Raw genomic sequence first — 19256 nt, 5'->3', positions numbered from 1 at the left:
CTACGTGGATGGTCCTTATGCCTACCTGGGCATCAGCGGTGGAGCGAGCAACTGGACCAGCAGCAGTAGCTACACGCTGCTTTCGGTTTCCTTCACAACCGGCTCCTCGACCACCAGCGTCACCATCTATGTGCACGGCTGGTACCTGCAGGGCAACGTCTATGTAGACGACGTCTCGCTTCAATAGGCATCAACGCGAGACCACTAGCAAGGGGGAAGCGAGAGCCGGCAGCACGGCCTCGTCCAGATCTCAGGCTGCCCTGTCACTCTCCTCCCCCACCCTGCTTCTCCCCATGACCTTCCACGATCATTAGCACTAGCAAGCAAAGGAGCTAAGATATGTCGCCTCTGAGAGCTTTCTGCACAAGCGGACCGCCAACCCGAAGAGCCTTGCTGCTCGTCTCTGTCGTCTTCCTTGTAGCCTGCCTTGCAGCGGCAGCCTTCAGCCTCCAGTACCAGCAGCGGCCAGCCCAAGCTGCCGCGTCTCCAGGAACGGCCTGGTACAATGCGGCACCTTACGTCATGCCTCTCGCCAATAATCCGCCGTCCCTCACAACTGTTATGGCCGCGACTGGCGCACGCGTCTTCACACTGGCCTTCATTGTGGCAGACAACGGCTGTACCCCTGCCTGGGAGGCCGATAGCGGCCTGATCGATGTCTCTGCCGATACCCAAGTTGGCCCCATTATCAACGCCGTGCGAGCAGCTGGCGGCGATGTAGTGGTCTCTTTCGGCGGCTATAATGGCACGAAACTGGGACAGGTCTGTGGTACCGCCCAGGCTACCGCCGCCGCAGAGCAGGCGGTCATTAGCAAGTACGGCCTGCGTGCGATTGACCTCGACCTGGAAGAGCCAGAGTACGAGAACGCCAGCGCTATCAACAACGAGCTGGGAGCCGCTCAGATTCTGCAGGCTAACAACCCCGGCCTTCTAATCACTATCACCCTCCCAGGAACCACTTCGGGGACTGGCTACTTTGGACAGCAGTTGCTCACGACTGCGCGCAGCCTCGGCTACACTCCGAGCAGCTATTCCATCATGCCCTTTGATGGAGGCTTCAGCGGTGCCAGCAGCCAGATCAGCGCGCTGCAGAGCTTCCACACCATGCTAATGAACACCTTTGGCTGGGATAGCGCGACTGCCTACGCCCATGAGGGCATCTCCTCTATGAATGGGCGCACCGATAGTGGCGAATACTTCTATCAGTCCGATTTCCAGACGGTGCTTAGCTTTGTCGAAAGCAACCACCTGGCCCGCTTTACCTTCTGGTCGGTAAACCGCGATCGCCAGTGCACGCCGCCAGATAACAACGGGAATCTCTCGGCCATCTGTAGTAGCGTGCCTCAGAATGACTGGGACTTCACTCGCATCGTCACCCAATTCGCCCAGGCGAACGCAGGGACTCCCACGGCAGTTCCTTCGTCAACGCCATCAACGCCAACGCCCACCGCCACACCTGCCCCGACCCTCACTCCCTCACCGACGCCAACATCCTCAGCTGGCAGCAGCTGCGCAGGCATTGCCCCGTGGAGTCCTACCACGGCTTACACCGGCGGCAGCAAAGTTACCTATAACGGCTATCTCTGGCAGGCCAAGTGGTGGACGTACAACGACGTGCCGGGCGGTCCAGCCGGCGTCTGGGTCCAGCTGGGTCCCTGCTAGCGAACGAGCCATTACCGACCACCCTCTCTTAACGCCCAGCAGTTCAAAGGAGGTCTGTGCAGGTTTCCTCTACTCCACGATTGGAGGCGACTGGCGAAGATGTCTGACCCTCCGCCAGTCGTTTTCCTATTGGAGATGTGGACAGTCACTATGCAGAGCCGGTCGCCAGAAACGCTCCACATGCGCCCCCTGCTTCGGACTGATCTGGCTACTGTAACATTCGATACTTTGATAAAGCGTTGCCGCCGTGCCAAAGTTGATGCGCACCTGCGAGGCATAGAGGCTGGCAGCCTGCTGGCGCAAAGCCAGCGTATCCGAGATTTCCACCAGCTGAGGCTGCATCTCGATTCCCAGCTCCTGCAGGCGCTTCTTGAGAGCAGTGGGATGCAGGACATAGGGGAAATCCTCATAGAAGGCAACATTCGCTCCATATACGAGCAGCCGGAAGGCAGCGGCAGAAACAACACGATGATCGACATGGCCTCCAATGCCCAAGGGCGCATACCAGTGGAGCGAGGGGAGACGACGATGGAGCGCCAGACAAAGGTGAAGTAAATCCTCAACGATCCAGGCATCGACCTGACGCATACGTCCGCCGATAGCCCGTTTCCAGCGATAGAGGGCGGGAGAGCCACGGTAGATGGCGTCGAGATAATCTAACCAGAGGCAATCGGCCCGCAGCGAGGAGCAGGCTCGCTGGTCTTCCTGGCGACGAAGCTCCACCAGGCTAAATGCTTGCTGGTGACTGCTCATCGTGCGCTGGATGCGTCGCGCAAAGGAGCTTAGCTTTAAATCGGGTCCAGGCAGACCAGCGAATACAGTTACAACTAGTGAGCATTCCTTTTGAAGTGTTTGTAATGCAATAGTCCCACCACAAGAATAGACAGCATCATCGAAGTGTGGTGAAAGATAGACGTGCTGATACTCTGGACCAACGTCGTCCATAGCAGAGACAAGCAATCCTAAACTCCTTTCAGCTCACGACCAAGCGGCTTCCTGAGCCAGTTGGCATAGCAAGGGATGGAATCGAGACAGATCAATCCAATCCCTTGCCGCCAGCTTGACAGGGGTGTTAACCAAACAGAGGATGAAAATGAGCCAGGGAATAGGAAGGATTGCGCAGCTGGCGCTCTCCGACCACGCGCGCAGGCACGCCGCCCACGATTGCATAGGGAGGAACATCATGGGTCACGACTGCGCCCGCCATAACGACGGCCCCTTCGCCAATGGTCACACCTGCCAGGATCGTTGCCCGCGCTCCCAGGAAGGCATAGCTTCCAATCACAATCGGCTTGTAGATATCCTTGTGCTCTGGATCGTTGATATCATGCGAACCAGTGATCAGCCAGACCCCCGGCGAGAGACTGACATTCTCACCGATCACCAGTCCCCCTGTTACATAGAGCAGACAGCCATAGTTAATCACTGAGCCTTTGCCAATAACAACGCGACGCCCTCGGCCACGCAGACCTGCCATCTGAACACGCACGCCAGAAAGGATTGTTACCTGTGGACCGATCTCCCACCCCAGCACCGCGCGATACCATGCATAGCGCAGTGTATAAGAAGGAATATAGTTAATAAACTGATTAGTGAGATATTTGAGCAACTCGCGGATGGCATCCCTCATTTGAGCACCTCCGGCAGCGCAGCCAGGGACAGGGGTTGACCGTCCCCACACCAAGAGCGGAACGCGGGTGGTCTGGGAGCAGGCTCACCAGCAGGCATACAGATCATGACGACCATCCGCTCTGCGCCCCCCATTGGCCCAGAGGGATCAGCGACTCAGGCCACGCTGGTCATGCGAGAAGTCCTCCGACGATCGGTTCGCTCCTGGTCTATTCGGGTTATAGCACGCCTTTGTAGTGACAAGATTGCGAATCTGGTAAAGAACGAGTCTTTTTCTTAGAGCAGAGTAGACGAACAGTACCCCAACCTGCATCAGCCTTTACCCCAGCTCGCCGGTAGCGCGATGTACACATCGAACCCCCAGCAGAAACGACATCTTCACATACACGAATACCACTTTACCATCGAGCCGGTAGTACCCTTGTAGCAGACCACATACCAGCAGAAAAAACGAGAGGTTACCTGATGCTACGCGAAGCGAAGGAGGTCTGTTCTTGTGGGGCGTGTACTTGAAGCTATCTTCTGCCGGCCCCTGCAGCTCATTCTGCTGCTTGTAATGTTCCCGGCACTGGCAATTGCAGTCGTGTTGCTTCTCCCTCGATCGTACGAAACAACGGCCTCACTCTGGGCCTTGCGACGCTACGAGGTCATCGGAGCCACCGGGCCAGAGACGAATCTCCAGGCAACACCAGCAGAAACGCAAGCCACGGCTCTGAGCGAGCTGCTGCAAAGCCGCACCTTCGCTTTAAAGGTGGCTTCCCAAACACAGCTCGCCTCAACTCTCGACGCGCACACGCGCTCTGATCCTCTCTTACGTGACGATGCCCTCTTTACGGAAATCTCCAAGCATGTACTTGTACGCGCAGTGGGCTATAACCTGTTCACTATTACTTATGAGAATCAAAGCGCACAAATTGCTCAACAGGTGGTAGAGTCTGTCATCGACAACTATAGTCAGCAGAGCCAGCAGTTCAGCATTGCCGAGGCGCAGTATCTGCTCCAAAGCTATCAGGGCCAGCTCGCGAAGGCTCAGCAGGACGCTGCTTCTGCCGCGGCTGCCGAGGCTCGCTATCTCACCAATCATCCCGACCTGGCTCATCAGGTGCTGACTTCTGGTCCTGATTACGCTGCTACCCTGGACCCCGCCTACGGCCTCCTCCATAATCAGACCAAGCAGGCCCAGGCGACGGTGGAAAACTTGCAATCGCTGATTGCCAGCCTGAATCAGGAGATCAGTGCTCAGGGTACTGGCACCAACAGCCTTTTTAAGGTAATCGATACCCCCAGCGTGGGCACACAGCCAGTCTCACGGCTGAAGTCATTCCTGATCGGCGGCGCGATTGGTCTGGTGGCAGCGCTCGTTAGCTGCTCCGCCCTGGTAATCATCGAGGTTCGCCGCAATCGCGCGGTCTATACACCTCTCGACTTGCAGAAAATCACAACGCTGCCGGTACTGGCTCAGCTTCCACGCCTGGGACAGGAAGGTATTACGGCCTTGCTCCCTTCAGCCGCTTCTGGCGAGCTGCTGCCCGGCAGGGACGGTGTTCCTTCTTAACTAGCTGAGGAGAGGAGAGGATAGCGCTTATGGCAGAACATGATCGGCTCAATAATAAGAAGCAGAACCCTGGTTCGCACGACCCGGAAAGCGATACGGTTAAGCTGCCAGCTCGCCGCTCGCAGTCGGTTACTGCCGCCCTGGCTTCGTCAACTCAAACGGAGGAGCAGGCCCCAGACAAACCTGGGCTACCTCTGAAAGACTCCGAAGAGCCGACCGAGGCACTCAGCAAGGTAAAGGTACCGGAAACGCCTGTGCCGACCAGACCCACAAAGGCGAAGCTGCAAGAGAAGGAGCAAGCGGCTTCTACCAAGGGTCATAAGAATAAGGCACGCGAGCTGCTCAATGCCCAGGCTCTGCGTGAGCGCTGCCGCCAGCTGTGCACCGCCACTTTCTTCCGGGAACACTCAACGATCCGCAGCCTTGGCTTTACGAGCGCTACCGCCGGCGAGGGGAAGACGCTCCTGGCCCTGGCGACCGCTACTGTCCTGGCAAACGACAGCGGGAGACCCGTGACGTTGCTAGAATGCACCTGGGAGCGCCCGCGTCTGCAGGAGTTGTTCGACCTGCCGCGTGGGCAGGGGCTGGCGGAATGGTTACGCGGCGAGTGCAGCGAGGAGGCAATCCGCTACCGCGTGTCGCCCGAGCTAACGGTTATCCCTGCGGGCAATGCCGCAGGGCAGGCTATGAAGCTAGTTCACCTGCTCTCTGAACGCCAGCTTCTCTCTCGCCTGTCCAACTCCCAGGAGCTGTTCATTCTTGATCTGCCGCCGCTGGTGACGTCGGGCTACGGCGCTCTGGCGGCTAGCCTGGCCGATTCGCTGATCCTGGTGGTGCACGCCGGCGTAACTTCTGAGGTGTTGGTAAGCGAAGCCTGCGCTCAGCTGCGGGATCTCCCTGTCCAGGGCATCCTGCTGAACCAGATCGAGAGCCATATCCCGCGCTGGATGCGCCAGCTGCTGTGAGTGCTGCCGCAGAGAAGGTACCTGACCTATGAAAACGATCGTGATCTTGCTCGGCTTCTTCCTGGCGCTGAGTCTCTTTGTCAGGAAGTATAACGCTACAACGCGGCTGCTCATGCTGTTGGCTATCGTTCTGCTAGTTGCTTACAGCACTTTCTTCTGAGCAGCCCGGCAGATCATGGACGCAGTGGATCTGGCTTTGTCGTCATCTTTGCACAACAGATAGTGAAAGCCTATGCCTTCTTTACCAGAGTCACCGCCACGGTTGAGACAGATCTATAGGGCTTACCCCGACGGACCAGTAGCCCAGCCACAAGGGAGGAGCATCCTCCCTTTCTGGGTCGCTCTTATGTTGGGCTTGACCGTCCTTCCTCTGCTGATGCTGGCCGGCGCCTCCCTCGGCTTCAGCATCATTGTGGCTTTGCTCGCCGCCTGTATCGCCGGCTTGCTGATTATGCGCTGGCCCGTTAGCGGCCTCTTTCTTTGCCTGGCTTGCGTCCTGCTCATTGAGCAGAATCCTTTGCAGTTCCATATCGGCACCGATCAGTTGAATATCTTCTACTGGCCGCCCACTATGGCCGGGATGATTGAGCGTCCAATTGGCTTTTTGATGCTGTTCATACTCTTTATGAGTATCTGCCATCGTCTGGCGAAGCGCCGCCCGGCCCTGGAGGGCGGCCCTTTGCTCTGGCCTTTCATCCTGTTCCTGGTCTGTGTGGCGATTGGCGTCCTCCACGGCCTGACCACTGGCGGCGATCTGAAGATCACCGTTCTGGAGGTGCGACCGCTCTGGTACCTGTTTCTGTCTTACTTGCTGGCTTATAACCTGATCTCGCAGCTGCGACACGTCCGCCTCTTCTTGTGGTTTGCAATCTTCGGAGCTGGCTTCAAAGGCTTACAAGGCTGCTATATCTATTTCTTCGTGCTGCATGGCGATCTGACGAATCAGAATGAGATCATGTCGCACGAGGAATCTTTCTTCTTCGTCTCGATTTTACTACTCATCATCCTCTTCTGCCTCCTGTATAGCTATAGACCACAACTATACGCGGCGCTGGCCGTCCTACCAGTCGTGCTAATCGCGCTGGTCGCCAATAAGCGACGCGCTGACTATATTGCTTTGATTGTAGGAGTGCTTGTAGCCTGGGCTTTTGTGTTTTACTTGAAGCCACAGCTGCGTAGACCTTTGCTGGCCGGACTGGTAATCTGCACTCTCCTGGGCGTCGGCTATGTCCTCGCCTTCGCTCATGGAACAGGAAGCCTTGCGGAGCCAGCCCGGGCGATTGTTTCGGTCATTGATCCCTCGGCCTCGGATACTCGCGATCAGGCTTCAAACGCCTATCGAAACGCCGAAAATTATGATTTGAAGTACACAGTCCAGCAAAATCCATTGCTGGGACTGGGATTCGGAAAGCAGTTTCTACAGCCTGAGCCGCTGCCGGTCCTGGCTAGCGATGATCCCGACTTCGGCGGCAACCCTTATCTGTATGTGCCGCACAATACGATCTATTGGATCTGGATGCGCCTCGGACCGATCGGTTATGCCGCTCTCTGGTTTTTGCTAGGCTCCCTGATTGTACGTGGCGGCCTGATCGTCCGCCAGCTCCAAGATCCATATCTGCGCTTGATTGCCGTCTACGTGATCGCCATCACATTCATGGAAGTTATGGTGGCCTACGCGGACTATCAGCTTTTCTTCTATCGCAATGTAATCTACCTGGGCCTGCTGGCTGGCTTGTTGATGCGCCTGCCAGCCCTGGAACGAGGGCACTCCCCGCAGCAGGCAGCTCAGAAGGGTATGCCCACCGCGCCGCAGGCCCATGCGGTTTTGAGTGAGGTCAGCTGATGACGCCTATAACGTCCTTTGCTGTACTCCTCCCCTTGCTTTCGTGGACCCTGCTTCTGGCAGAGCTGGCGCTGGCGCTACCCATCGGCTACTTGAGTGTGGTGACAGCTGCCGCCCTGCTAACCCGTTTTTCTCTACGGGCCACTGCCTCGGCCTCGGAATCCAGCGCAGTCGAGCCATTGCGCTTTGCGGTGCTGATTCCTGCCCACAATGAGGAGCTGGTGATTGAAACACTCCTGGCCAGCTTGCAACGGCTCGTATATCCGCGCAGCCACTATCAGGTCTATGTGATCGCCGACAACTGCACCGATGGCACAGCCAGCCTGGTCCGCTCCACAGGATGGGCCACCGTCTACGAGCGCTTTGACCTTCAGCGACGCGGTAAAGGCTATGCGTTGAATTGGGCCTTGAGACAACTGGCTGAGAACGGCGTGATCTACGATGCCTGCGTATTCCTGGATGCCGATGCAGTGGTCGAGCCTTCTTTTTTGCGTGTCCTGGAGCAGGCCCTACAGGCCGGCCTGGCTCGCGGCGAGCGCCTCCAGGCTCTGCAGGCTAGTAATACAGTGCTCAATGCTTCGGCCTCGCCAGGGACGGCCCTGCGCTGGCTGGCGCTCTCTTTGATGAACCACGTTCGCCCCCTTGGACGCACCAGGCTGGGCGCGTCGTCAACCCTGACAGGCAATGGGATGTGCCTGACCCGCGCCCTGCTGGAGCGCTATCCCTGGGAAGCTTTTTCACGCGGCGAGGATTATGAGTACTATCTGCATCTCGTGGAGCAGGGGATCTGCGTCCGCTACGTGCCTGCGGCGATCGTCCGCTCTCAGATGCCGCTGCGCTTTGCACAGATGCGCTCGCAAGATCTGCGCTGGGAGGCCGCCGAATCAAGCACGTCCGCGCTACGGCGCGCTTCGCGCTTGCTGCGAGCTGGACTGCAGGCCGGCGACTGGCGCCGACTGGAGGCGGTGGCCGAGCTGCTGACACCTCCGCTCTCCGTGCTGCTGGCCGGGACTACACTGGCGTTCCTGGTCAGTCTGCTGCTTCAGTGGCCGCCAGCTCTGCTATTAGCCCTGCTCCTGCTGCTGGGCTTGAGCCTCTATGTGCTCTCCCCCCTCGCTCTCTTGGAGACGCCTAAAGGGATCTATAAAGCTTTCTTCTTCGCACCCGCATTTGTGCTCTGGAAACTCTGGGTCTATCTCGTGCTCCGCCAGAGACAGAGACAAAAAAGAGATTGGCTGAGAACCGATCGTACGCCCGCCTGAATTGTGGTTCGGTCTGAAAGGGGATTTTGGGAATGTCGCCGTTACGCATTGTTCACATCAGCTACGACTGGTATCGTTTTGATCCTCTAGTGCGTCGTCTGGCTGAGGCCGCCCGCGCTAGAGGTCACCTGGTTGATGTCATTTGTCTGCGTCATGGCGCCGAGCCTCCCTATGAAGAATGCAACGGCGTCGCGGTCTATCGTGTCCCTCTGGATCGAGGCTTTGGTCAGCCCCTGCCGCTAACCGTGCTTGGCTGGCTCAGGTTTCTGCTCCTCGCCGCCTGGACAGTGACACGGCTCCACTTCCGCAAGCGTTATGACGTGATTCAGGTGCATAATATGCCGGACTTCCTGGTCTTCGCTGCTCTCATCCCACGCCTCTTTGGGGCCCGCGTGATTTTGGAGGTGCAAGATGCCTCGCCGGAGCTGATGGCTGTCAAGGCTCAGGGACGTCTGCGCCCCTTGGCCCGAAGACTGGCCGCTTTGCAGGAGCGGGTGTCGACCCTCTTCGCCAACCATGTGATCACTGTGGGCTGGCCTTTCGAGGAGCTGCTGCTCCGGCGCGGCGTCCCCCGCCACAAGCTGTCAGTCATCCTGAACAGTCCAGATCCTCGCTATTTCCCCCCTTCACAGCGCACTCGCGTTCCCTCCACCGAGGAGGACGGCGATTTTATCCTGATGTATCACGGCACGATGGCAGAGCGGCACGGCCTCGATGTGGCCCTGCGCGCCCTCGCTCTGGCTCTGCCTGCCGCCCCACGCCTTCGTCTCGATCTTTTGGGACGCGGGGAGCAGATCCCTTTTTTACACACCCTTGCCGAGGAATTGGGCATCAGCGATCGCGTCACTTTCAGGGAGACGTGCACAGTTGAGGAAGTGGCCCACTTTATCGCTCACGGGGATGTGGGAATCATCCCCTACCGCTGCGATGGGTTTATGGACCTCCTGCTGCCTACCAAAGCCTACGAGTTCGCCTGGCTGCATCGCCCGATTATCGCTACAGACACTAAAGCGATCCGCTCGATGTTTCGCCCCGAGTCACTTGTTCTTTGCGAGCCGGAGAACCCCCTCAGCTTCGCAGCGGCTTTTGTCGATCTCTATCACCACCCCGAGAAGCGTGCTCAGCTCGTTGAGAACGCCGCTCAAGACTTCGAGCCATTCCGCTGGGAGCTGATGAGCGAGTGCTATAACGAGTTACTGGAGAGACTCTGTGACCGCCGCCGCTCTACACCCTCTGTCTCCATTTCTCAGGAGATCAGTAGACAGCATCTGCACTAGTTTTGCGAGCAATCATAACTACCCAACCACCAAACTCACTGTAAGGTGAGGTCTCTTCCAGAGAGTGGCCTGTCGGCGAGGCCGAAAGAGAGGAGCTCACGCTCAGGCTGCCAATAGCTTGAGGGCAGGCAAGACTAGGGCTGCAACAGGAAACTCTAGCAGAGGTCACAGCCACAAGCCTTGCCCGCCCTACGCTCTTCCTCCAGCCAGCCCATCGGCATTTCATATCGGCCCCCAAGAGCGGTGAAGAGATGCGAACGGCTAACGCTGCCTAGCCAGCTGGCTACGAATCGTGCACTGCTGATCCTGAAAGCCCCCAACGCCTCGCTTCGACCAGATCCACCACCTTCCTCGACAGCCGGGAGGAGACAAGGGCAGCTATCCCATGACTATAAGAATAGACAGGAGGAAGGGCGTCCTTGCCCTTTCTGGGGGATGGATGGAAGAGACAAAGACTCAGAGAGAAGGCTGTTTCTAGTAAGAGGGGAGCATCTGCAGCGGTAAACAACAGCAACAAAAGAAAGAGGCCAAAGGCTCAGGCGCCGCCACGACCGCTCAGCATCACCAGCGGGGTTAAAGCGATGAGCCTGAGATCTTCCCAGATCGATTGGCGTTGCAGATAAGCAATATCCATCTCTACCATTGTCTTAAAATCGACCTTGCTGCGTCCATAGACCTGCCAGTAGCCAGTTAGACCAGGCTTGCCAGCCAGGCGCAGCCGGTCCCGTTCACTATACTGTTCCACCTCATAAGGCAGGGGAGGGCGTGGTCCGACGAGCGACATCTCCCCATGCAGCACATTAAAGAACTGTGGTAACTCATCCAGACTAGTACGGCGGAGTAGACGACCGATTCTCGTAATGCGCGGATCATCGTTCAACTTGTAAGGATTGGCAGCCTGTCGGCTACTGCTGAGTCGATCACCGTTCATATAACGCCTGATAGCCTCGCGATGCAGATAATCATCGCTATTGGCATACATTGAGCGGAACTTCAGCAGCGTAAATTCCTTACCGTTCAATCCCAGGCGCTTTTGGCGGAAGAAGACAGGGCCAGACGAATCGAGCCGGATCAGGACGGCTATCACCCCCATCACCACCAGGAGCAGAGGTAACAAAGCCAGAGTAACGGTTACATCGACCAGTCGTTTGAGGCGCAGGTAGCCAGGGTCAACAGGAATTTGCAAACAAGGCTCAGAGAGAACCGCCATTGAGCATCCTCCCTCCACAGAGCATAGAAACAGCGTCTATCTAGCTGTTGTCACCAAATCATGCGGCGCCGGAAGCCCCGGCGTTCACGCCTGGGGAGGAGGCGCCGCACCCTCCTTTCGTCTCCCCGGAAGGCCCGGCTGCCTCCTCTTGCCCAGCGCGCAAACCATGATCCTTTCCTCCCTTACGGGACCCCTTACGGGGCTGGTGACGGGTCCGGGCGGACTCTCCCGGACCGCTCCCCTCGCCCATGTTGCCAGCCGGCCTCTGCCCCGACCCGTTTCGCCCACACCCCGAAGGTTGTCTGCAGCCGGGACTTCCAGGGTCCGGAACTGGGGAAGCATCCCGGAGTGGGTCGTTGACCTGCCGGCAACGGAGCGGCGTCCTCGCCTTGTCCTTCGGCTCAACCGCTTGGGCTGGTCAGAGACGGGCTTGCAAGATTCCCTGCAAGCCCCCGGCTTGAGCCGTGGGGTCTCTGACATACTGGTGATGTTCTGTTTAAGAGGATAGCGCTCTGAGGTAGAGAACAGGTGCAGGTGCTTATAAAGATATGGATAAAGAAAGCTCAGACAGAGGCCGGGACGGTACACAATGGTTGAGTCACCATTGTCAAGCTCTCTGCTGAGACTGAGCCTGGCGTCGCCCCTCATCAGCGCCTACCCAGAGAGAGGAGAGCCGCGGCAGCCGCCAGACGCCCTCTCATAGGCCAGGCTCATACCCTGACAACCTCTATTTCCAGGCAACCTTCTCGTTCAGACCAACGCGTAGCCGTGCCCAGTAGGGAGCAAAGGTGCATCATAGTGGTGACAAGCTCCTCACGATCGGAGCCGTGGGCTCTCCTGGCTTGGAAAGCCCGTATCACTGTCGGGTAGAGCCGCAGGCGCGCGAGCTGAGAGCCGACAATCTCAATGCTAAAGATGAAGCTGAGATCGTTGCGCTCGCGAGGATCAACGGCGTAATCGTCGACAAAGTCGCCACAACTATAGAGCACAGGGCGCCCTCGATAGATCTCGATACCGCGTACGACATGAGGGGAATGGCCATAAACAATATCTGCCCCCGCATCGATGAGCGCGTGTGCGAAAGCTCGATGTTCTGCCGGTGGAGTATAGCCCCAGTTGCCACCCCAGTGCAGGGAAATAATCAGCCAGTCAACTTGAGCGCGCACAGCCTTGAGCGCAGCACGCAGCTCTGCAGCCCGCGGGTCGCTCATGGTCATCGGCATATACCAGATACCGGGCCGATCAGGGCCAGCCTCCCAAGCCGGCTCGTTATCGGTGAGTGCCAGCAGCCCCAGCTTCTGACCAGCTGTTTCCCAGAGAGCTGGCTGCCTGGCCTCTGCGCTATTGCGCCCTGCACCAGCAAAGTGAATGTTAGTCCGGCGCAGTACAGCAAGCATCTGCAGCAGAGGCTCATAGCCAAAGTCGAGTGTATGGTTATTCGCCAATGAGACTGCCTCGATGTGCGCTGCCTGCAACACCGCCACGTTGCGCGTGTCTGAACGGAAATGGAAGATTTTTGGCGTGAGCGACCAGGGGCTACCTGTATCAGCGAGAACGCACTCCAGGTTACAGATACGTGCATCCGCCTGTAATAGAAGCGGGAGGGTATCGCCCCAGGGATAGGTCGCTTCAACCTGCTGCAGGACCTGGTTTACCAGGCGCCCTAACATGACATCGCCCAGGAACAGAAGCCGGAGCGGTCTGGCGTCATCCGATGAAGTCGCCATATCCTCCTCCTCCAGTCGCAGCAGAGGGGGGCGAAGAGGGAGGCCAGACGGCAACCTTGATTTGATTAGAGATGGGAGCCTGACCCCAAAGTCGCCGCCTCGGCCTGATCCTCTTGCAGCACCTGAGACCGGGGAAGGTTTCTGGTCTCCTGGCGCCGAATGATCAGCCCTCCAATAAGGATACAGAGACCATAGCACAGTCCCATCATAAACCAGGGAAAGTGGAAGTTGATCAGGTAAAGAGGAATGAACAGATTGCTTCCGACAAAGGCTCCGATCAGACCTATAGTGCTGTAGAGACCCTGAATACGCGCGCGCACGTGATTGCCAGAAAAGGCCGCCAGATGAGCATCAATGGCCGGCTGGACAAAGGCATAAACGATCCCATGGACGGCGAATAACAGCAAGGCCAACAGGGCCTGGCTCAGCATTCCATAGAGGAAGTAGAGCGGCACCTGGGCCAGACCAAAGATCAGGATCAACGTGGAACGCCGTCGGCGATCGGCCACTTTCCCCCCAAGCGGAGAGCAAATCGTGTTCGGCACCGCCCAGGCGGTATAAGTTAGGCCGATCAGGGCCACGGAAGCCCGCAAGTGATCATGCATCCAGACCGGCGTCAGAGTGAGATCAAAGCCCAAATAGAGATAGTCGCCAAAGGCAATTAGATAGGCAGCGAGCAGCGGCCAGGCAAATAGCTCTTTGAAGACGCTGCTGAGGGCAGGCTGCTCTGCATTGCGGGAGCGAGCCTGTGGTCCGCTCCGAATAAGCAGCAGAACAAGAACGATACCTACCAGACGGATGAAAATCGCCCCTATAAAAGCCCAGCTATAGCCTAGGGAGGCTATCAATCCCCCAAGCGCCGGCCCAAGCAGAAAACTGGCATTGAAAAAGGCGTTAAAGACTCCAAATGCTTCACCTTGCTGCTCAACAGGCACGGCATCAATGAGTAAGGCCCGCGCCGCCGGCAGCAGAGAGGCCGCTGCGATTCCTTCCAGGAAGCGCAGAACGATAAAGACGATCGGATCGGAGACGGGGAGATAGAGCGCAGAGAGTAATGCTTGCGCCGCCATGCCGATGAGGATCACCTGCTTGCGTCCCCAGCGATCGGCTAGCCAGCCTAACGGGTAGCCGAAGAGAAAGTCAGAGACCAGGTAGGCTGAGGCCATCGCCCCAATGACCGGCAATGATGCACCGTGCGCCTGGGCGTAAAGAACGCGCACAGGGTTGATCATGGCTGTTCCTATATAGGCCCCAAGCACAGAAAAGGAGATGGCGAGCAGAGTTCGGTTGCGGAAGCCAGGACTGTCGAGAATTGTCTTGGTAAGACGCCGAAGGACCAACGTTCGCTGATATCGTTTATTTGCAGTCATAGGTGTAATAGCCGTGGACCCTCCTCCTGCGCTCACCAATAGCGCAGCGCAAGGGCCAGCACTGTATTTTATCTTGCGCTCTTTCTTAAAAGCAAGAGAGAAAGGTCCGCTCACTTGCTTACTTGTATACCAGCCACTCCCCCACTACGCCGCCACTCTTCCATGACTCTGATCTGTCACTTCTCCTGCTACCTCGTGGCCTCCGGCTGATTGCCCGTGCGTATCGTACAATGACCTATTCCCGATACTACGCGCTACGCTAGAAGTGCCTTTCCCCTTGACGTCAATGTTAGGTCATGCTAATATCTGAGTTACCTACTCTGATTTGGGATCGTTCCTTGCACCGCCGCAAGGGAAGAGCGCTTTCCCTCCCAGGTGGTTGGTGGCTGGTGGAGGCAGACCTCCCCTCTTCCACTCCGGGGCGACTCCCAGGTAGCTCTCTCTTGTGATCTTCTATTTCAGGCAAAGGACAAGATAGATGAGCGATTTCTGCTTTGGTATTGAACACGAGGTGGCTTTTCTTGACCACAATGGACGCTTTGTGGATTTCGTTTCGACTCCCTATAGCCTGCTGCAGGCCGTGATTGAAGAGCTGCCGCTCTATCCCGGCGATGAACAGCAGCTGCGCATCGGCGATGCCGGTATCCGTCTCAAGCGCTGGTATCTTGAAGCTCTGGAGCGTCTCAGCCCCGAAGGCGAGTGGCTGACCTGCCTCCCAAAGGGAATAGAAATCAGGACGACCATTCATCCTGACATCCAGAGTACTATTGACGAGCTGCAGGAGAGTTTTGCTCTGCTTTGCCAGGTTGCTGCTCGCCACGGCTTCACGCCGGTCTTGACGAGCTATAACCCCTATCAAACTTGCCTCATTCTCGATCCTCCGCTCAATCCTTATGAATGGCGCCTGCTGGATCGCTCGCCAGAAGATCGCACCGCCCTGAGCACCTTTCTGACCTACGGTCCCGATCTCAGCCTGTCCTGCCCAAGCTGGTCGACAGAGCTGCTGATCGACCGGGGGCGCAAATTGACCTATTACAGTCCCTATATCGTGCCATTTAGCTTCAGTTCGCCCTTTTACGAGGGCAAGCTCTGGGAAGGACTCTCTGTACGCACATTTCTGCGTACCGGCCAGCGTCCGGCAGCGCTGGTCTTCATTGCAGATGAGACCAAGTTGCTCTATAGCAGTCCTTCGCTGACGAAGCTGGCACGTATTCCGGCAGAGATAGGGCGGCTGGAATTCAAAGCCTGTGATAGCTGCGCGGATTTCTCGCTCTATGCCGCACTGCTGGCTCTCCTCAAGGGCCTGACACTCGATGATACCCTGCCCGGACGCGCCACTGTGCCCGATGCCAACCTTCATCAGCGTGCGGCTCTGCGCGGTTTTGAGGACGAGAAAATTTTCGAGGGGGCGCAGCAGATCCTGACCGCTGCTGCACAAGCCTTAAGCGAGGATGCAAGCCGCTCTTTGCTGGAACCGCTTTTCAAGCTTCTGGAGCAGCGTCAGACACCTGCCCAGCAGATGATTGAGCACTACCGCCAGACAGGTAGCTTGCAGGAGGCGTTGCGCTTCCCCTATCTGGTCTCACAGGGAATGGCCTGCAAAACCAGGCAGGGAAGCGCAACGCTGTCATGAGGTCTGCTAAGTGAGGAGGGCTTAGGTACGGCTACGGCTATGGGCGGCAATGAAGTCGCGGACGCGCTGCCAGGCATCGGCACAGGCTTCGGCATACTCGCTGTAGCGACGGTCAAAGAAGCTATGGGGTGCCCCTTCATAGATGTGAATCTGGTGCTCAAGGCCGCGTTGGCGTAATTTTTCCTCCAGCTCGTGCACCTGGCTGACAGGAATGCCTTGATCAGCGCCTCCAAAGAGGCCGAGCAGCGGGTAAACCAGCTGATCGGCACGCTCCAGAGCCGTGCCATTACCTGCAATTGGGCGGCTAAGCCCTGCATAAAAGGCAATCAGGCCGGCAAAGCCGAAGGAGCGATCGCAGCCCGAGAGGATGGTTAAACTGCCCCCCATGCAGAAGCCAACGGGAAAGGTCGCTCCCTCGGGGCTGGCGTGGCTGCGCAGGTAGTCGAGAGCTGCCCTCACGTCCAGAAAGAAGTTCTCTAGCTTGAGCTGCTGGACATGGGGCCAGAATTCGAAAGAATCGTCGCGCGCAGTTAATCCGGCGGTCCTTCCAAAATAGTCGAGCGCGATAGCGGCGATGCCAATGTCGGCAAAGCGTAGCGCGAGCTCTTTGTAGAATTGATGTAAGCCACGGACGTCAGGATAGATAATCACCTGCGCTCCCGTGGGGGCCGCAGGACGGGCAAAGTAGGCCGCAAAGCGGTTGCCATCTGCGGCAGTGAGAACCAGGTCTTCTCCCTGGGCTTGCCCATCCGCTCCATCTGGCACGGGCGGACGAGCATTGTCATCGTAGCACATGGCTTGAGTAGCCTCCCTTGCTAATCTCTGTTTCCTTGTCTTTCCTCATGATAGCGCATCAGGCAAGGATTGCAACAGGTCTCGGCCCCAGCGGCAATGGAGGACGATAGCCCTTCCGCCGGCGATCTAGGAGGCGGTTGGTGGGGTCGGTTGCTCCTGGTTGACGCCACTTCCGGCCAGACCAATCTGGCTCTGCTCGGCAGCGAGAAGGGCCACTCGATCTGGTCGGCGCTCGGGCAGCAAAGCCCCCAGGATAATCAGCAATAGACAGGCGATGAGGACGGGAAGAAAAGCAAGAGCCGGCAACCCGAAGTGGTCCCACAAGGCCCCGCCAATGAGCGGACCAATGAAGGCCACTGCATAGGTGAGCGAGAGGGTCATGCCGGTCAGGCGAGCGACTTCACTGGGCGAGGCCAGCAAAGCGGGCAATGCTACTCCGAGGGTGAAAACGAGGGCGGAGCCAGCACCAATGAGGGCCGCCCAGATGACTTCCAGCCCGGCAGGTGAGAGGAGCCAGCCAATGAGGGAGATGGCACAAACGATGCCTGCCCCAATAAAGGGCCAGCGTCTTCCCGCCAATTGCTGGGCGAAAAGAGTAACCGCCAGACTCGATGGGAGCTGAGCGGTGTTGAGAACGCCCAAAACCAGGGGCGTGACGGCTGCTCGCTGTATGGCTGCGTTATAGGGGGCAATCCAGGCATTCATGCCGAAATAGATAAGGCTTCCTCCGCCCAGCAAGATGCCCAGGTGCCAGGCGTTAACACGTCGCCCTTGCCTTGCCTTTCCGAGATGAGCCTCCGCTCCCTGGGCGGATTGCTGCGTTATCGCCGGCTGGGGTGCTGGCGAGGCTGGTGGCAGCTCTCGATGCTGCCTGTCCGATGTGCGTGGCGCGAACGCTAGCCAACCCAGTAGCAGGGCGAGCGCTGGCACCCCCCAAAAAATAAAGGTGGCTCGCCAGTTGCCAGGGCCAAAGAGGCGCTGCATCAGGGGCACGGTTAGTCCAGCGGCCAGCGCTTCACCGATGATGAGGCCGTCGCTGAAGAGGGCCGTTACTAGGCCCACGGAGCGCGGGAACCAGTGGCGCGCCAGAGGTGGGACGGCTGTCTGAGCAAGCACTATGCCAAGACAGAGCAGCAGGGTAAAGCAAAAGAGCGTCACCGCCGACGGCCACAAGGCCCGCAGGATCGCCCCTATACCAAGCAGAAGCAGACCAAGGGCGACACAGGTCCGCTCTCCAAGGCGCTCGACGACTAGGCCAAGCGACCAGGCGCTTGCGCCAAGAGTTAGCGGCGGGAGCGCCGTCAACAGGCCAACTTCGAAATAAGAGAGCGCCAGATCATGCTGCACCAGCGGTAGCACTGGAGGGACTCCGAGAATGATAGATCGGAGATTAAACCCAACCAGGGTCAGCAGGCCGCAACAGAGAATCATGCGCCAGTTGGAGATGGAACGGATCTCTGCATCAGCTACTACCTGTTTCAATGCTCTGCTCCAGAGATGAGGTTTGAGGGGAAAGGAAGATAAAGCTTGCTTCCATTGTGAGCGGCTGCCCTTTCATTATAGGCCGCCAGCCATTCACATCGCAAATCTTCCCCCGCTTCTTGCTGGCAGGAGCAGAGATCGAGCCGACGGTTTTTCGCCGCCATCTCTGGCCCGGTCTGCTTATCGGCGGCACCTCATTTATGGTACCCTTCGCTGGGGCTTTCACTTTCACGTTGTTGATCAGCCATATGAAGATAGGGCAGGAGGCCACCAGGATCAGGAGAGCGAAAAGGAGCCTTTCCGCCTCTTCCTGCCCGGGTGTATGAACGCATAGAATAAGGAGCAGCGGCATGGCGGTGGTCAGGTAGGGCGACCACCCTGTGTCTTGGACCAGAAGGCATCGTTCTGACAGTGGTCGGTTGTTCTCGCCCCATGAACCAGCGAGGGGAAAGGAGAAAAGGCTGATTATGAATAGCCTGAGGCTCAAAAGAGCAGCCTTTCGCTTTGTGCTGTTGATCGGTATCTTGAGCTTCTTTGCAGACTTCACCTATGAAGGGGCCAGGAGCATCCTCGGTCCTTATCTGGCACTGCTTGGGGCAGGGGCGGCTTTGATTGGCGCCGTAACCGGGCTGGGTGAGCTGCTTGGCTACGGCCTGCGTCTCGTCTCAGGCCCCCTGAGTGATCGCACCGGCCAATACTGGCCGGTCACAATTGTGGGCTATGTCGTGCAGATGGTCTCAGTTCCCCTGCTGGCTGTAGCGGGTAGCTGGCCATTGGCCGCCTTATTGATCATCCTCGAACGCGCCGGCAAGGCGATCCGCAATCCACCGCGAGACGTCATGCTGT

At 57.8% G+C, this 19256-nt stretch carries 15 protein-coding genes and 2 pseudogenes; 10 read left to right on the top strand and 7 right to left on the bottom strand.

What is annotated here, in order from left to right:
* A pseudogene (locus IRZ31_RS11755) lies at positions 1–187 on the top strand (chitinase); the annotation flags it as partial.
* A gap of 152 nt (positions 188–339) precedes the next feature.
* Positions 340–1662 (top strand): chitinase, encoded by a 1323-nt coding sequence (locus IRZ31_RS11750; RefSeq protein WP_297153787.1) that lies wholly within the window; start codon positions 340–342, stop codon positions 1660–1662.
* A gap of 126 nt (positions 1663–1788) precedes the next feature.
* Here IRZ31_RS11750 and IRZ31_RS11745 read toward each other — a convergent pair whose 3' ends face one another.
* Both IRZ31_RS11745 and IRZ31_RS11740 read right to left on the bottom strand, forming a co-directional pair.
* The gene (locus IRZ31_RS11745) at positions 1789–2622 is read right to left on the bottom strand and encodes a PIG-L family deacetylase (protein ID WP_297153784.1); all 834 of its coding nucleotides are present in this window, start codon (positions 2620–2622) and stop codon (positions 1789–1791) included.
* 112 nt (positions 2623–2734) lie between these two features.
* Positions 2735–3292: an acyltransferase gene (locus IRZ31_RS11740; protein ID WP_297153782.1), complete on the bottom strand. Its 558-nt coding sequence runs from the start codon at positions 3290–3292 to the stop codon at positions 2735–2737.
* A gap of 495 nt (positions 3293–3787) precedes the next feature.
* Between IRZ31_RS11740 and IRZ31_RS11735 the strand changes: the two genes are divergently transcribed.
* The 6 genes from IRZ31_RS11735 (at position 3788) to IRZ31_RS11710 (ending at position 10193) form a co-directional block, all read left to right on the top strand.
* Positions 3788–4846 (top strand): hypothetical protein, encoded by a 1059-nt coding sequence (locus tag IRZ31_RS11735; RefSeq protein WP_297153779.1) that lies wholly within the window; start codon positions 3788–3790, stop codon positions 4844–4846.
* A 29-nt stretch (positions 4847–4875) separates the two neighbouring features.
* A complete protein-coding gene (locus IRZ31_RS11730) occupies positions 4876–5811 on the top strand; it encodes a CpsD/CapB family tyrosine-protein kinase (protein WP_297153776.1) in 936 nt (311 codons plus the stop codon).
* A gap of 28 nt (positions 5812–5839) precedes the next feature.
* Complete coding sequence (locus tag IRZ31_RS11725; RefSeq protein WP_297153773.1) at positions 5840–5971, top strand: hypothetical protein; 132 nt, start codon at positions 5840–5842, stop codon at positions 5969–5971.
* Positions 5972–6157: 186 nt separating this feature from the next.
* Positions 6158–7654, top strand: coding sequence for an O-antigen ligase family protein (locus tag IRZ31_RS11720; protein ID WP_297153770.1), 1497 nt, complete (start codon positions 6158–6160; stop codon positions 7652–7654).
* Positions 7654–8916 (top strand): glycosyltransferase family 2 protein, encoded by a 1263-nt coding sequence (locus tag IRZ31_RS11715; RefSeq protein WP_297153767.1) that lies wholly within the window; start codon positions 7654–7656, stop codon positions 8914–8916. Before IRZ31_RS11720 ends, IRZ31_RS11715 begins: the two co-directional genes overlap by 1 nt.
* Before the next feature lie 32 nt (positions 8917–8948).
* Complete coding sequence (locus IRZ31_RS11710; protein WP_297153764.1) at positions 8949–10193, top strand: glycosyltransferase family 4 protein; 1245 nt, start codon at positions 8949–8951, stop codon at positions 10191–10193.
* Between the two features lie 535 nt (positions 10194–10728).
* On the opposite strand, the gene IRZ31_RS11705 is transcribed toward IRZ31_RS11710, so the two are convergent.
* The 3 genes from IRZ31_RS11705 to IRZ31_RS11695 form a co-directional block, all read right to left on the bottom strand.
* Positions 10729–11403, bottom strand: a complete 675-nt coding sequence (locus IRZ31_RS11705) for a sugar transferase (RefSeq protein WP_297153761.1) — start codon at positions 11401–11403, stop codon at positions 10729–10731.
* A gap of 710 nt (positions 11404–12113) precedes the next feature.
* The gene (locus IRZ31_RS11700) at positions 12114–13130 is read right to left on the bottom strand and encodes a CapA family protein (RefSeq protein ID WP_297153758.1); all 1017 of its coding nucleotides are present in this window, start codon (positions 13128–13130) and stop codon (positions 12114–12116) included.
* Positions 13131–13195: 65 nt separating this feature from the next.
* Positions 13196–14500 (bottom strand): MFS transporter, encoded by a 1305-nt coding sequence (locus IRZ31_RS11695; protein ID WP_297153756.1) that lies wholly within the window; start codon positions 14498–14500, stop codon positions 13196–13198.
* A gap of 478 nt (positions 14501–14978) precedes the next feature.
* Here IRZ31_RS11695 and IRZ31_RS11690 point away from each other — a divergent pair, with 478 nt between their 5' ends.
* Positions 14979–16133, top strand: coding sequence for a hypothetical protein (locus tag IRZ31_RS11690; RefSeq protein WP_297153754.1), 1155 nt, complete (start codon positions 14979–14981; stop codon positions 16131–16133).
* A gap of 21 nt (positions 16134–16154) precedes the next feature.
* On the opposite strand, the gene IRZ31_RS11685 is transcribed toward IRZ31_RS11690, so the two are convergent.
* Both IRZ31_RS11685 and IRZ31_RS11680 read right to left on the bottom strand, forming a co-directional pair.
* Complete coding sequence (locus IRZ31_RS11685; protein WP_297153751.1) at positions 16155–16928, bottom strand: dienelactone hydrolase family protein; 774 nt, start codon at positions 16926–16928, stop codon at positions 16155–16157.
* A 126-nt stretch (positions 16929–17054) separates the two neighbouring features.
* Positions 17055–18410: an MFS transporter gene (locus tag IRZ31_RS11680; RefSeq protein WP_297153749.1), complete on the bottom strand. Its 1356-nt coding sequence runs from the start codon at positions 18408–18410 to the stop codon at positions 17055–17057.
* Between the two features lie 467 nt (positions 18411–18877).
* Here IRZ31_RS11680 and IRZ31_RS11675 point away from each other — a divergent pair.
* Positions 18878–19256 (top strand): annotated as a pseudogene (locus tag IRZ31_RS11675) (MFS transporter); the annotation flags it as partial.

The sequence above is a fragment of the Thermogemmatispora sp. genome (assembly GCF_019683635.1).
Classification (GTDB): Bacteria; Chloroflexota; Ktedonobacteria; order Ktedonobacterales; family Ktedonobacteraceae; genus Thermogemmatispora.
This window is presented reverse-complemented; position numbering and strand designations above follow the sequence as displayed.